This window comes from Dokdonella immobilis (assembly GCF_900115085.1).
In the GTDB taxonomy this organism is placed as follows: domain Bacteria; phylum Pseudomonadota; class Gammaproteobacteria; order Xanthomonadales; family Rhodanobacteraceae; genus Dokdonella; species Dokdonella immobilis.
On sequence record NZ_FOVF01000008.1, the window covers coordinates 37,146 to 51,776 of the forward strand.

Below are 14,631 nucleotides of genomic sequence, written 5' to 3' on the forward strand. Positions count from 1 at the left end.
GTCCAGGCGCGGTTTAAACGCTGCCGGCGGCCGACGCATCAAAGCAGGCGACCCACCCTTCAGGAGTTTCACCATGGTTCGCCCAATCATCAGTTCGCTCGCAGTCGCTGCCCTGGCCCTGGGCCTGTCCCTGCCGGCTTGGGCTGGCGACGACCACAGCAAGGTCAACGGCTCGATCCGCATCGAGGACGGCCGCAGCGTCGGCGACCTCGACACGGTCAACGGCTCGATCCGGCTTGGCGACCATGGCCAGGCCGAGGAGGTCTCGACCGTGAACGGCTCGATCGAGATCGGCGACGACGCCACGATCGAGTCGGCCGGCACGGTCAATGGCCGCATCTCGATCGGTCGCCATGTGCGCGTGGCGCGCGAGGTTTCGACCGTGAACGGGTCGCTGACCCTCGATGACGGCAGCGACGTCAGCGGCGATGTCTCCAACGTCAACGGCGGCATCCGCCTGCGCTCGGCACATGTGGGCGGTGGCATCCGCACGGTCAGCGGCGACATCGAGGTCGGCGCCGATTCGCGCGTCGACCGCGGCATCCTGGTCGAAAAAACCAACAGCTGGTTCAACTTCGGATCGAACCAGCCGCCGCGCGTCGTGATCGGCCCGCGCTCCGTGGTCCAGGGTTCGCTCGTGTTCGAGCGCGATGTCGAACTGTACGTCAGCGACAGCGCCCGGATCGGCGAGGTCAAGGGCGCGACGCCAGTCATGTTTTCGGGCGAGAATCCTTGAGCAGGTTCTGCGGCGGGGTTCGCGCCGCGGCGTGAACCCCGCCCAGGCGTGCGAAGCCAGCCAGCGCGGCCTGACCGATCACCATTCGAGCGTGCGAACGATCCGGTCGGTCCGCTGAGCCTGCTGCGGCCTCGACGTCGTTGCCGCCGGACGCCGCCCGATGCGCGCTGGCCGGTGCCGCCGGCATCGATTCTCGCCGGAATGGGCCGCACGGCCCCTGGCATCTTGCGGGCGCGAGCGGCCCTCACTACTCTGCCTGGATCGCTGCAGCGGGTTCCGTACCTGGTCAGACCCTCCCTTGAGACTACCGATCGGACTCCGACTATTCGCCACGATCGCATCGGCCATACTGATCCTGGCCGCGATCGGGCTGCAATTGATCCGCTGGTCGGTGTTCGACGGTTCCGGCGCGCCCCGCCCAACAGCGGATGTCGCCGTGCTCGACCAACTCGCCAATGATCTCGAACAGCGCTATCGCGAGCACGGTGGCTGGACATTCGTGCCACCCGCAACGGCCTTGCAAGCATCGTGGATGCGTGAACAGGTCCGTCGTGCCATGGATGCGAGGCACGACGCCGAGGATCCCCTGCCCGGCCTTGGCACGCGCATCGCCCTGCTGGATCGTCACGAGGATCGCATCGCCGGATTGCTCGCGCGCCGGGTCGTCGTCGCTTTCGCGTCAATCGACACGATCCGCAGGACTCTCATGATCGACGGAGAGGTCATTGGCCATCTGGTGCTCGCCGAGCCCGGAAATCCGGATGACGCGCTGGCCGTGGCGTTTCTCATCGAACGCCAGGACCGGCTGCTGTGCGTGTTGCTGGCGGGCATCCTGCTCAGCGCCGTGCTGGCCGCCCTTCTCGCCGACCATTTTCGCCGCCCGATACGACGCCTGCTCGAGAGTGTCCGCCAGTTCGAGCGGGGGCGCTTCGAGGCCCGATCCGGGGTCCACCGGACCGACGAACTCGGCGAACTCGCGAATGCGTTCGATCGAATGGCGGCGCGGCTCGCGGAGGTGGAGGCCATGCGCAAGCGCTGGGTGGCCGACACCTCGCACGAATTGCGCACGCCCGTGGCCGTCTTGCGCGCGCAGCTGGAAAGCATGCAGGACGGGATACGCAGCGCGACGCCGGCGAACATCGACTTGCTGCTGCGCCAGGTGGGTGCGCTCGGCCATCTCGTCGATGCACTGCACGCACTGTCGTTGGGTGACGAATGCCAGTCTGCGCTCGTCGCGGAACCCTGTGACCTGTGGTCGATCCTGCGCGAGACCAGCGATGCCTTCTCGGAACGAGCCCGCGCCGCCGGACTGCTGCTCGAAACGCGCACGCCGCGCGAACCGGGCATGGTCCTGGGCGATGCCGAACAACTGCGGCGCCTGCTCGCAAACCTGATCGAGAACAGCATCCGCCATACCGCCGCCGGCGGCCGCATCGACGTCTGCGCCCACACCGACGCTGACGAGTTGCACGTCGTCGTCGATGATTCCGCGCCCGGTGTCGCCGAAGCTGATCGGGCCCGACTCGGCGAGCGCTTCTTTCGTGTCGATCCCTCGCGCCACCGCAACTCCGGCGGTTCGGGCCTCGGCCTTGCCCTGGCCCGGCAGATCGTCACATTGCACGGCGGCCGAATCGAATTCGCGGAATCTCCACAGGGCGGCCTGCGCGTGAGCGTGGTGCTGCACAGGCCCTGATGCCGTGAACCCGACGATCCTGATCATCGAGGACGAGAGCGATCTGGCCGCGATCATCGCGGATTACGTGTCGGCCGCCGGCTACGAGGCGAGCGTGCTGCACGATGGCAACGAGGCACTGGCTCGCGTGCGCCGCGACCCACCCGATCTGGTCGTGCTGGATCTGATGCTGCCCGGACTCGACGGGGTCGCGATCTGCAGGGCGATACGAACGTTCTCGGACCTGCCCATCATCATGCTCACGGCGCGGGTGGCCGAGATCGATCGCCTGCTCGGACTCGAAACCGGTGCCGACGACTATGTCTGCAAGCCTTTCAGTCCCCGCGAACTCGTCGCGCGGATCAAGGCGATCTTGCGACGGAGCCGAATCGACACCGGCGCGCAACTGGTGCAGGTCGATGCGGCCCGGCGACGCGTGCGCGTGGGCTCGCATGCACTCTCGCTCACGCGCAGCGAGTTCGACCTGTTCGCGGCCATGGCAAGCCGGCCCGGGACGATCTTTTCGCGCGCCCAGTTGCTCGACATCGTCAGCTGCAGCAGCCTCGATAGTGCCGACCGCGCGATCGACACCCACATCAAGAATCTGCGGCGCAAGATCGCCGAGGTGTTGCCCGATACAGCCGTCATCCATTCCGTGTACGGCCTCGGCTACCGCGTCGAAACCTGACTCCGGGCGATGCCTGGTCGCCTGCTCACGGTTTCCCCACATTCGCCCGGCACCCTGCGTCCTGCCCGCTTTCGGGCCAGCCGACGAGGATGTGCAAATGAAGAAGAGAACCTGGGCCTGTGCCCTGATCGCGGTCGCCGGGGCGTCCTTGCTCGTCCGGCACGTGGTCTCGGAACCCGCCGCGAATGCTTCCGGCCAGCGCGACAGCGTGATCGACGCCAGTGAGCGCAACACGGTCATCGACGCGGCGATCGCCCAACTCCACCGTGCCTATGTCATTCCGGAGAAGACCGCCGCCATCGAAAGCGATCTGCGCGAACGCCAACGGCGCGGAGAATTCGACTCGATCACGAGTGCGCAATCCTTTGCCGGGCACCTGACCGACGTGCTTCAGGAGCAGACCGGCGACCGCCACCTTGAAGTGCGCTATTTCGAAAAGCCGCTGTCCGTGGGCGAGTCGGGGCAGGGCACGCCCGAGGAACAGGCGATCGAGGATTTGCGCCAACGGCGGCTCAATTATGGATTCGCCAGTGTCGGCCGGTTTCCGTTCAACATCGGCTACATCGACCTGCACGCGTTCGCCCGCCCCGAGCATGCGACCGATCGCATCGCCGCCGCGATGACCCTGGTGAGCGAATCCGACGCGCTCGTCATCGATCTGCGCAAGTGCGGCGGCGGCGATCCCGACACGGTCATGCTGTTCGCAAGCTATCTGTTCGACGCGCCCGAACACTTGAACGACATCTACTTCCGCGACGAAGACCGCACCGAGGTGCGCTGGACCACGAAGGCAGTGCCCGGAATCAAGTATGGGCAGGAGCGCATGGTCTACCTGCTGACCAGCCACGATACATTTTCGGCGTGCGAAGACATCACCTATGCATTGAAGAATGCACATCGCGCGGTCGTGGTCGGGGAGAACACGGGCGGTGGCGCGCATGCGGGAAGTCCGCAGCGACTCGACGCGCACTTCATGATGTTCGTGCCGAGCGGCCGTCCGATCAGTCCGGTCACGCACACCGACTGGGAAGGCGTGGGCATCGCGCCGGACATCTCGGCCCCGGCCAGCGACGCGGCGGATGTGGCCCAGGTGGCGATACTCGGACGGCTGCTCCCGGGCGAAGCCGATCCGGAACGGCAGGGCGAGATTCGCGAGCGCATGTCTGAGCTGGATTGAGCGTTGCTTCGATCGCTGACTCGATGAACGGCCGCTTCACCAACTTCAACCCACGCTGAATTTTGCCGTTGTTCACTATGAGGCAGGAATAGTCGTGTCCGGAATCGCCCCGGTCTGCATGTCGATCGCACTGTGCGCCGCGACATGCGCCGGGCCCGGCCAAGGGAGAACACCATGAAGTTTCGCCTAGCAATACTGTTGTTGACCACGCTGTGGTGCGGCAGCGCATTCGCCTCGCGCCATGATGACGCCGAGATCGCATTCGCCCAGGCACAGACCGCCGTGCAGGCGGCCGAAGCGGCCGATGCGGCCCGCGCCGCGCCAACCGAATGGGACGCCGCGCAGTCCAATCTGACCGCCGCCCGCGGCGCACTCGATCGCCGCGAATGGGAGGCCAGCTCAATGAGCTCGGAGAAGGCCAAGGCCGACGCCGATCTTGCCGCCGCCCGCGCTCGCGAGCAGCGCGCCACGGCAGCGACTGCCGAAATCGAAGCCAGCGTCGAAACGCTGCGCCGCGAACTCGAACGACCGGGGAGCTGAGCCATGAAACCGAAAATCCTGCATCTCACTTCCGTTCTCTCAGTTCTGCTGCTCGCCGCCTGCGCGACCACGCCGAAGGGACCGCCTCCGGAAATCGTGCGTCTCGATCAGACCTTGAGCCGCCTGCGTGCCGATCCGCGCGTCGGACCGAATGCCGTTGAGGAGATCAGCCGTGCTCAGGCAGCGGTCGACGTCATGGGCAGCCAGGGACGCCGACTCGACGAACCGATGTTTCGCCACGGCATCTACCTGGCCGACCGCCTCGTGCAGACGGCCGAAGCCGTTGGCCTGGCGCGTCATGCCGAGGCGCGCGGCAAGGAACTCGGCCTCGAGCGCGACCGCCTGCTCGTCGACGTGCGGACCCGCCAGGCCGCGGAAGCGCGCCAACTGGCCAACGCCGCGCTGGCCACCGCCGATGCGGAACGCCACAACGCCAATCTGGCTCGCGCCGATGCGAATGCGGCACGCATGGAACTGGCTTCCATGCAGGCACGCCTGACCGAATTGCAGACCGCGGAAACCGAGCGCGGACTGGTCGTCACCCTCGGCGACGTGCTGTTCGAGGTCGACCGCGCCGCGATCAAGCCGGGCGCCACGCGCGCGCTCGACCAGTTGTCGCGCGTCCTCGCCGACGACCCTGATGCGCATATCACGATCGAAGGCCACACCGATTCGACCGGATCGCCCGACTACAACATGGATCTGTCCAAGCGTCGCGCCGACGTGGTCCGCGCCTACCTCGTCACCCACGGCGTCGATCCGGCCCGGATCACCGCGCGTGGCCTCGGCCAGGACTATCCGGTTGCCAGCAACGACACCGAGAGCGGCCGCCAGCAGAACCGTCGCGTCGAGGTCATCATCGACTCCAGCGTTGCCCGCTGATCGCGGGCGTCTTGACCCCGCCCAGGGAGGGGCGGGGTTTTTCTTCATCGCCCTGGAGCCCGCTCATTCGTGGGCGTTCGTCGACCTGGCTTACGGTTTGGGTCTGGGCGTCGTGGCAACGCTGGGCGGCAGGATCGGCAACATCACCTGGGGCTGGTCACCGGTTAGCGAACCGAGGAAATCGGTGATCCGGTCGACTTCGCCATCGTTCAGATCGGCGCCGAGTTGGCTGTTGCCCATGATCGCCACCGCCTGGCGCAGATCCCAGACCTTGCCCGAATGGAAATACGGCGGTGTCAGCGCGACATTGCGCAGTGACGCCGCCCGGAAAACGTAGGCGTCACTCGCGGTCTTGGTTACGGCGAAGCGACCCTTGTCATCCGGCGGCAGGATCTCGGCGCCCGGGCGCTCGATCACACCAAATGCGGCATACATGCTGCCGCCCACGTTGATGCCGTTGTGGCAAGCCACGCAACCCTTGCCGATGAAGAGTTCCAGGCCCGCTTTCTGGTTGGCATCGAGCGCCTCTTCGCTACCCTTGAGATAACGATCGAAGGCCGCGTTCGGCGTGATCAGGGTCGCCTCGAACACCGCGATGGCCTTGCGCACGTTGTCGAAGGTCAACGGATCGGCGACACCCGGAAAGGCCTTGGCGAAGGCTGCTGTATAGCCCGGTATGCCCTTCAGCTGTTCGATGACATGTTCCGGCGTGGTGTCCATTTCCACCGGGTTGACCAGCGGGCCACCGGCCTGCGCCTCGAGATCCTTGGCCCGCCCATCCCAGAACTGGGCGACTTCGAACACCGCATTGTAGACCGTCGGCGCGTTGCGGCCGCCGTGCTGCCAGCGATGGCCCAGCGAGGTCTCCTGCAGGTCGACGCCCCCCATGCCGATCATGTGGCAGGAGTTGCAACTGAGGGCATGGCTTTCGGACAAGCGGGTGTCGAAGTACAGCATCTTGCCGAGTTCCTGCTTGGCCGGAGTCGCGGCGTTGCCGGGCAAGGCCGGCGCCGTGGTCGGAATCGGCTTGAACAGGCCCTGCGCCTGCTTCATCAGGGCGGACTGGGCGGATGCCTGGCCGGTGCACAGGCATCCCAGGGCAAACATTGTCGCAATGCAAAGTTGACGCATGGTGATCTCCTGCTTTCATTGATGCGAACCCCGCGCCGGTCGCTCCAGCGCCTGGCAGATCCGGTACTCGGTCGGATACGCCGACGAAGCTTCGACGCGACCGGCATTCGTTGTTCAACTGTCCCTGCCAGGCCGACGCAGGTGGCGCGTGCACTGGCGGAAAACCCGCGGCCGCCCACTGCCGCTTGCGCGTGGCCGGCGTTGACTGCTGCGGATCAGCCGCCGCCCTCGTCCTTCGGCGGCGGAGGTTGCTGGGGCTGTCCACGCGGACCCATGCCGGCTCCCGGACCCATCCCGCCGCCGCGATGCATCGGCATCTCGGGCAGGGTCACGCCTCGCTCGGCAGCGCGCTTCTTCATCTGTTCATGATGTTGAAGGCGCAGGGCCTCGCGCTCCTGGTCCGTCTTCATGCTGCGCATCTGCTGCCTGAACGCATCGCGCTCTTCGGGCGTCATCAGTTGCCAACCGTAGACCTGATTGGCATCCGTGACCGGCGTCTGCTGCGTCGTGCCATCCTGCTTCGCGTTCGTCGCTGCGGCCTTGTCCTGGCCTTGTCCACCGGCGTTGCCCTGCTGATCGGCCAAGGCCGGGAGAGCCAGCGCCAGGGAAAGTGAAAGACCGAGCACGAGCCTGTAATGGATACGCATTGGAAAACTCCTCGTCGACGGGAATGCCACCAAGGGAGGGTCCGATCAAGTAGCAGAGTCGTCATGGCGTTCAGAAAGTTTTCCACATGTGGCGCATGGCGAACTGAAGGCTGGTTGCCCTGACGCGGCGCGCGGCGCATGTGGGGAGCCTTCTGGACGCCACCTTTTCAGCAATCAACAATCGGTTGGGCGACTTTGCTACTTGATCAGCCCCTCCTTGACGATGCGTGACGTTTTCATGCTGCGCCTGCCTGCACTGGCCTTTATTGATCGAGGTCAAGGCGGCAACGACCCGCGCGTTGCCGGGTGCGCACAGCCTCCCCAACCACAAGTTCTTGCAGAAGCGGGCGGGTGCGCAGGCAGCCGGGCCCGTAATCCCGCATCGGTCCATGCACGGAACATCGCTGCCGCCCCGCTTTTGCGCCGCTGAACGATGCAAGGCTCGGAAATCGACGCGGTCGCGGCTAAGATCGCAGGCTTGTTCGCCACCGGAGAAAACCATGATCCGTCCTGTTCTCGTCGGCACCCTGGCCCTGGTCCTGTGCGCCTGTGGCAAGCAGGAGCCCGCGACCGGATCGGCGCCCGCGGTGGCGCCGGCGACCAGCGGCGCAAAGCCGGCGCCGGTCACTCCGACCGCCGAAGGCCGCTTCAGCGGCGCCATCACGGCGGAAGATTTCGCCGCGCGCCTGAAGAAACTCTCTTCCGACCAGTTCGAGGGCCGCGAACCCGGCACGATCGGCGAGCGTGTGACGACCAACTACATCAAGGACCAGTTCGAACGCATCGGGCTCAAGCCGGGCAACAACGGCAACTGGTTCCAGACCGTGCCGATGGTCAAGACCGAACTGATCGATCCGGCCAGCGTGAAGATCGAAGTCAAGGGCAGCACCGGCAACGCGAATTTCGGCATCGGTGCTGACGCGGTTCTCAATACGCTGAATGGCAGCCAGGACGTCAGCATCAGGGATTCCGACATCGTCTTCGCCGGCTACGGTGTCAATGCGCCGGACTGGAACGACTACGCCGACATCGACGTCAAGGGCAAGACCGTGATCGTGCTGGTCAACGACCCGGGTTGGGGCAACAAGGATCCCGATCTGTTCAAGGGTACGGCGCTGACCTATTACGGTCGCTGGACCTACAAGTACGAGGAAGCGGCCCGGCAGGGCGCGGCGGCGCTGTTCATCGTCCATGAGACGCCGGGAGCGGGGTATCCGTGGAGCGTCGTGCAGAACGGCTGGAGCGGCCCACAGCTCGCGCTGCCCGCGAGCGAGGACCCAGCGCCGCGCCTCGAAGCGGCCGGCTGGCTCAGTGAGGATGCAGCCACGCGCCTGTTCGCCACGGCCGGCGAGGATTTCGCCGCGATGAAGAAGAGCGCCGACCTGCGCGGCTTCAAGGCCAGCGTGCTCGGCGCCAAGCTCTCGGTCGACTTCCGCAGCAAGGTCGAGACGACCAGTTCGGAGAACGTCATCGGCGTACTGCCCGGCAGCCAGCGCCCGGACGAGGCGATCGTCTACACCGCGCACTGGGATCATTTCGGCAAGGACGAGAGCCTCGAGGGCGACCAGATCCTCAATGGTGCGATCGACAACGCCACCGGCGTCGCCGCAATCATCGAAATCGCCGAGGCCTTCACGCACCAGGCGCAGCCACCGCAGCGTTCGGTCGTGTTCGCCGCAGTCACGCTCGAGGAATCGGGCCTGCTCGGCGCCCAGTACCTCGTCGCGCATTCGCCGTTTGCGCTCGACAGGATCGCGGCCAATATCAACATCGATGCCCTGGCCATGACCGGACCGACGAAGAACGTCACCGTGATCGGGCTCGGCCAGAGCGAACTCGACGACTACGTGACCGAAGCGGCGAAGGCCCAGGGCCGCGTCATCAGCGGCGACGAAGAGCCCGAAAAGGGCTTCTTCTTCCGCTCCGACCACGTCAACTTCGCTCGCGCCGGCGTCCCGGCCCTGTACGCCTCCGGCGGCCTCGACTGGGTCGAAGGCGGTGAGGCGGCCGGGCGTGCCGCGGCCGATGATTACACGACCAACCGCTACCACAAGCCGAGCGACAACTTCGATCCGGATTGGGATTACCGCGGCGCGGTCGCCGACCTCGAGATGCTCTACAAGGTCGGCCACAAGCTGTCAGACGAGACGCGTTTCCCGCAGTGGAAACCCGGTGCCGATTTCGCCCGGCCGGCAGCCAGGGCGAACAAGGATTGAACTCAGGGATTGCAGACCCTGCAATGCGCCGGATCGGCTTCGGCCGCTCCGGCCGCGGCGCGCTCCACGCGATGCGCGCAACGCACGCAAGCCTCGATTTCGGCAACGGCGAGCTCGGTCGGCTCGCCACACCAGGCGCAAGGCAGGCCCGGGCGCTTTTCGCCCAGCCAGAATCCCGGCGCTGCACATCGTGGGCAGAGCGAACGAAGGCGACGGGCCAGATCCGTGGCCGCCTCGGCGATGCGCTGCCGGCGCCGCGGACTGCAATGCGCGCGCAGATCGGTTTCGGCCAGCACCATCGCCGACGGTGACTGGCTGACCGCCCACTGGAACGCGGCCGCCAGTGTCCCGCAGTCGCCAATGCCCTTGCGCAATCCGGCCCGTGCCGCGTCGAGCGGACGCAGCACGAGTTGCTGGTCCGGAAAGCCCGCAGCCTCGGCGAAGGCCAGCAGTTCGTCCCAATCGCCGGTCTGCCGGTGGCTGTTCCAGGCCGGGCCGTGGGCGACACCGCAGACCTCGATGCGGCGCTCGGCATCGACCAGCACGACCAGCTCGCGATTCCACGGCAACAAGCCACTGACCGGATCGCTGAAGAACGCGCCCTCACTGCCAAGCCCGAACGCGCAATCGCCGAGTTCGAGCGCGAGCCGGGCCTTGTGCCGGGCCGCTTCGAGCTGGCTGCCCGCGCGCGCGACCTCGCGCGTGAAGGTGCCGAGCCGATCGGTGTCGAATTGCTCATTGACCTCGACCGTACAAGCGATCGCCGCTTCGAGCAGCGGGCCGATCTGCGCCTGCTTGCCGTGCCGGGTCAGCAGGACCATGCGTCGGCCGGCATAGGCCGACGCTGGCGACCGCACCGGCTCAGTCATGCACCGGCGCTGCTTCCGTTCCGGCGATCCAGGCACCACCGCTTCGCACTTCGACGGCGTGTCCCTCGGGTTCGATGCGAAACAGGTGCAGCCAGCCGTTGTCGACCAACTGGCGCACGACCGCGTGGCGCTCGATGACCGCATCGATCATCGGTCGCGGCGCCTCGATGAACACCGACAGCCGCAGCGGTTCGTGCATCCAGCGCCGGCCGTCGTACAGCGACTGCAGCGGCAGGCCGATGCGCAGGTCGCCGCTGTTGCCTTCGAAGACGCCGATATGGCCGCCGACCACGTTGTGCAGGAGCTTGTTGCCGCTGCCATAGAGGACCGGATCGACCATCGAGGCGTGGTACTGCATGTTGATCCAGTGCGCGACCACCATCGGCGCGGTCATGATCAGTTCGAGGACCTCGCCGCGGTCGCTGCGCCAGTCGTAGTCGTGCAGGAAGGCGCGGCCGCCGAGGTCGACACCGCGGCTTCGCGCCCGCGGCGCAACGATGAAGGCGGCGTTGCCGGCCAGTCCCCACTCCGGTCGGGTCTCGGCCCAGTGGTTGGCGCGCTGGTGCAGCGCGCGCAGCAGGCGGGCATCGCCGCTCGCTGCATCGAGGCCAAGGGTCGCCGCGCGTTCGGCGCGGGCGCGCGCGCCGGCGGCACGCAAGGCATCAACCAGCCCGCGCACGAGTGGCGCCTGCGATCCGGGGATGGCGTGGTCTTCGAACAACTCGACCTCGTCGGTCGTGGTGTTGTGCAGGGCGGCGACGAACACGGTGTCGTCCGGAATCTGCAGGCCGCGCCCGGGCAGGGCCGCGCGAACCGTCGAATCGTTGAGCAGGTCGGCGAGGACGCGCGCATTGAGGTCGCCGGCCTGGCCGCCGCAAGCACCGCAGTCGAGTCCGGCAGCATGGGCGTTGTTGGCACTCTGGCTGCCATGGCCGACCAGGGCGACGACACGCGCTTCGATGCGGCTCAGGCTCATCGCGCGCAGCACGGTTTCGGCGAGGTCCACGCGCTTCTTCCGAACATCCGACCCCGCGATGACCAGGCGGGGCCGCAAGGAATCGAGCTCATGCTTGCTCAGGCCAGCGTCGGTCACGGCGCAACGCGCTGCGGTCGCCGGCAGGCTGCGTCGCACCAGCTTCAGCGCATGGCCGATGCCGAGGGCCTCGACCAGGCCGAACGCGGCCGCTGGCAGCTGCCAGGTCGATCGCCAGCCGGCGCTCGCCTGCAGGCGCTGGCCGCGGCGACGGCGCAGGTCATCGTCGCTGCCGGCGACCACGCGCTCGCTGACCTCGAGCGCAGGCGCGAGCAGCCCGGGCAGGCGCGGCTCGCGCAATGCGGTGCCAATCGGCGCATAGGCCACTGGAAGGCCGAAGAAGCCGGCGAAGCCGGCCGTGCGCAGGTTCGGGGCGACCGCCTCGAGGGCGCGCCGGAACACCTCGGAACGCACGTCGATGCAGAACACGGCGAGCACCTCGGCGGCCGCCTCGTCACGGTCGGTGCAGGCGGCCAGCGATCGACCCAAACGCTGCTCGTAGGCGATCTCGAGTGCGCGCTGGCAGGTCCGCGCGAAGCGGGAGCCAACCGGCTCGGGATCGCGGCGCTGCCAGGCCTTGCGCCAGTCGGCCCAGCTCGAATGATCGTCGCGGCGGCCATCATCGAGCAGGCACTCCCAGGCCAGACGGATCGCCAGCAGCTCGAGCAGGCAATCGTCCTCGCTGCCGCCCAGGCGGGCCTGCCAGCGCCGGTACGCGCACCAGGCCGCCCAGCCGTTGATGCGCATCAGGACAAGGTGGAGGAAGTCCTCGAGTTCGGCATCCAGGATCCCGAGCGCATCCACCGCCTGGCCGATCATGGCGCGCGCATCGGGCTCCAGCATCGCCACCCGTGCCTTGCGCTGCGGCAGGTGCACGAGCAGGTCGATGCCGCGATCGGCGGCGATGGCCCGGCGCCAGTCCGCGTAGAGGCTGGCGCCCGTCGGCATCGCCCAGTCGGATTCGCCGGCGTCGAACCACGCCGCACAGAACTGGCTGACCTGCTGGGTGACGAGATCGGCCCAGGCGGGCTCGTGGCGCAGGTCGCGGTGGCGGTCGAGGCTGTCGCTGGGTAGCGGCAAGGGCCGACGCTCATCGGCCGGCGCGTGCGCGGACTCGAGCGCCGCGATGATTGCCTCGACTTCGCCGGCGACGCCCTGTTCGGCGACGGCGGTGCGCAAGTGACCGGCATCGAAGCGCCGCTCGCGCCAGGTCTCCCGGAAGTAGTCGAACGGCATCTGCAGTCCGCGCCCGGCCAATCGGCGCTGTCGCGCATCGACCTCGGCGAACGGCCTCTCGATCTGTTCCCAGTAGGGACTGACCGCAATGAAGCGGTCCAGCGGCCAGGTCGGTGCAATCGAGCGACAGGCCGATTCGATGGCCGTCTCGATCGCCGCGGCACGCGAGGCGTCGGCGTTTCTCGGTAGCGCCATGAGGGCGAGGGTCATCGATGTTCTCCGCTCGGTTCGGTGATGGGAATGCGTGACCGCAGCGCCGCGTTCGCGGTCACCCGCGGGGCCGGCCAGATGCGCAGGGTCAGGCGCTGGAAGCGTTCATCGAGGTGCAGGCCGGCGTGAATCGGCGCGTGCAGCGTGCGCGCCAGCCTTCCCTGCGGCGCCGAGCGCAGGACGGTCTGCACGCCGTACAGGGCGACGAAGCAGGCCGCGGCCCACAGTGCCAGAGCGGTCGGTGGCGGGGCCGCGGGCAGCGTCATCAGCGAACCGGCCACGGCATGCCAGGCCAGGTAGGCAAGCACCACGGCGGCCACGCGCAAGAGCCCGCGCGGCAGCTCGCGCAATGTGGCGCCGAGCAGCGGGGTCAGGCCGAGGCCGAGAATCAGGCTGACGATCCAGGGCAGCGGTGTCACCTGCAAGCCGGCGCTCCAGGCCGCGGCGAGGACGCCGACCACGGTCACCGTGAATACCGCCGCAAGCATTCCCGCGCCTATGCGCCGACCGGCACTCCGCCGGTCGGCAGTCCGTTCGCCGAGCAGGCCCTGGCGATAGTCAGCGACACGTCCGCCCGCGCCGAGGAAGGCGTGCGCCTTGTACAGCGAGTGCGCGACGAGGTGCAGCAGGGCGAGTTCATACAGGCCGAGGCCGCACTCCATCAACATGAAGCCCATCTGCGCGCAGGTCGACCAGGCCAGGCGCACCTTGATGCTGATCCGGGTCATCATGATCAGGCCGGCCAGCACCGCGGTCAGGCTGCCGACCACGACGAGCAGTGTCTGCGCCGCCGGCACCGCGCCGATCAGCGCCGCCAGCCGGATCAGCACGAATCCGCCGAGGTTGACGATGCCGGCGTGCAGCAAGGCCGAGACCGGAGTCGGTGCCTCCATGACCTGGATCAGCCAGCCGTGCACCGGCAGCTGCGCGGATTTCAGGATCACGGCCAGGGCGACCAGCAGCGCCGCCGCCTGCAGGCCGACAGGCAGCCCCGCTGCGCCGACCAGCGCATTCGTGATCGCAGGCAATGCCAGCGTGCCGAGCGCGGCGTGGATCAGGGCCAGGGCGCCGAGCAGGCACAGCTCGGCCAGGCGGCTGGCGATGAACTTCTTGTGCGCGACGACGAGCGCCTGCGGGCGCTCGCGGAAAAACGTCAGCAACGGATGCAGGGCCAGGCTGCTCGCGATCCAGGCGGCGACGAGCAGCCCCAGGTGTTGGCTCAGGGCGACCGTGCAGACCGCGGCCAGGGTCAGCAGCGTGGCCGCGACGTAACGGCGCTGGCCACGCTCGCCAGCCAGGTAGCGCGCCGAATAGCGGACGATGACCCAGCCGATCAACCCGACCAGCAGGACCATGGCGAGGCCGATCATGTCGACTCTGGCGCCCTGAGGGACTTCGAACAGCGCCGTGGCCAGCGCAGCCAACGGCGCCACCGCCGCGATGCGGCCGGCGAGGCGCCAGCGGCGCGCGTCGTCGGCAATCGCCAGGGCGGCCAGTGCGCCGGCCACGTAGAGCAACGGCGAGGCCCAGGGCAACACGGTGGCGTCGACAATCATCTTGCGGTCTCCAGGCGGGGCGGCGGCACTTTGCGGCA

13 protein-coding genes are annotated in these 14,631 nt (G+C 67.6%); 7 read left to right on the forward strand and 6 right to left on the reverse strand.

The genetic code is table 11. The features are described 5' to 3' along the window. Positions 1-73: 73 nt before the first annotated feature. The 6 genes from BM125_RS07945 (at position 74) to BM125_RS07970 (ending at position 5,695) form a co-directional block, all read left to right on the forward strand. Positions 74-736 carry a DUF4097 family beta strand repeat-containing protein gene (locus BM125_RS07945; RefSeq protein WP_092406713.1) on the forward strand — a complete coding sequence of 221 codons (663 nt, stop codon included), beginning with the start codon at positions 74-76 and terminating at the stop codon, positions 734-736. 298 nt (positions 737-1,034) lie between these two features. Beyond that, positions 1,035-2,429 carry an ATP-binding protein gene (locus tag BM125_RS07950; RefSeq protein WP_175497963.1) on the forward strand — a complete coding sequence of 465 codons (1,395 nt, stop codon included), beginning with the start codon at positions 1,035-1,037 and terminating at the stop codon, positions 2,427-2,429. Between the two features lie 4 nt (positions 2,430-2,433). After that, the gene (locus BM125_RS07955) at positions 2,434-3,096 is read left to right on the forward strand and encodes a response regulator (RefSeq protein WP_092406717.1); all 663 of its coding nucleotides are present in this window, start codon (positions 2,434-2,436) and stop codon (positions 3,094-3,096) included. Positions 3,097-3,193: 97 nt separating this feature from the next. Then, on the forward strand, positions 3,194-4,273 hold the full coding sequence (locus BM125_RS07960; RefSeq protein WP_092406719.1) for a S41 family peptidase: 1,080 nt from the start codon (positions 3,194-3,196) through the stop codon (positions 4,271-4,273). Positions 4,274-4,447: 174 nt separating this feature from the next. Next, positions 4,448-4,813 carry a DUF4398 domain-containing protein gene (locus BM125_RS07965; RefSeq protein WP_175497964.1) on the forward strand — a complete coding sequence of 122 codons (366 nt, stop codon included), beginning with the start codon at positions 4,448-4,450 and terminating at the stop codon, positions 4,811-4,813. Positions 4,814-4,816: 3 nt separating this feature from the next. Next, entirely contained in the window at positions 4,817-5,695 is an 879-nt protein-coding gene (locus tag BM125_RS07970) for an OmpA family protein (RefSeq protein ID WP_092406723.1), read from the forward strand. Between the two features lie 90 nt (positions 5,696-5,785). On the opposite strand, the gene BM125_RS07975 is transcribed toward BM125_RS07970, so the two are convergent. The 3 genes from BM125_RS07975 to BM125_RS20180 all read right to left on the reverse strand — a co-directional run bounded on the left by BM125_RS07975 (position 5,786) and on the right by BM125_RS20180 (position 7,975). After that, on the reverse strand, positions 5,786-6,826 hold the full coding sequence (locus BM125_RS07975; protein ID WP_092406725.1) for a cytochrome-c peroxidase: 1,041 nt from the start codon (positions 6,824-6,826) through the stop codon (positions 5,786-5,788). 215 nt (positions 6,827-7,041) lie between these two features. Further along, positions 7,042-7,473, reverse strand: coding sequence for a hypothetical protein (locus BM125_RS07980; protein WP_092406727.1), 432 nt, complete (start codon positions 7,471-7,473; stop codon positions 7,042-7,044). A 70-nt stretch (positions 7,474-7,543) separates the two neighbouring features. Continuing rightward, positions 7,544-7,975, reverse strand: a complete 432-nt coding sequence (locus BM125_RS20180) for a hypothetical protein (RefSeq protein WP_175497965.1) — start codon at positions 7,973-7,975, stop codon at positions 7,544-7,546. Here BM125_RS20180 and BM125_RS07985 point away from each other — a divergent pair. After that, positions 7,974-9,689 (forward strand): M28 family metallopeptidase, encoded by a 1,716-nt coding sequence (locus tag BM125_RS07985; RefSeq protein WP_175497966.1) that lies wholly within the window; start codon positions 7,974-7,976, stop codon positions 9,687-9,689. The two genes, BM125_RS20180 and BM125_RS07985, sit on opposite strands and share 2 nt — an antisense overlap. A gap of 2 nt (positions 9,690-9,691) precedes the next feature. Here the strand turns inward: BM125_RS07985 and BM125_RS07990 are convergent, their stop codons facing one another. From BM125_RS07990 to BM125_RS08000, 3 genes are read right to left on the reverse strand one after another with little or no spacing between them, the layout of a single operon-like run. After that, positions 9,692-10,558, reverse strand: coding sequence for a DUF6671 family protein (locus BM125_RS07990; protein WP_092406731.1), 867 nt, complete (start codon positions 10,556-10,558; stop codon positions 9,692-9,694). Next, positions 10,551-13,037: a YbcC family protein gene (locus tag BM125_RS07995; protein ID WP_217647826.1), complete on the reverse strand. Its 2,487-nt coding sequence runs from the start codon at positions 13,035-13,037 to the stop codon at positions 10,551-10,553. The genes BM125_RS07990 and BM125_RS07995 overlap by 8 nt, the downstream gene beginning before the upstream one ends. After that, the gene (locus tag BM125_RS08000; RefSeq protein ID WP_139224903.1) at positions 13,034-14,593 is read right to left on the reverse strand and encodes an NADH-quinone oxidoreductase subunit L; all 1,560 of its coding nucleotides are present in this window, start codon (positions 14,591-14,593) and stop codon (positions 13,034-13,036) included. Before BM125_RS08000 ends, BM125_RS07995 begins: the two co-directional genes overlap by 4 nt. Between the last annotated feature and the right edge of the window lie 38 nt (positions 14,594-14,631).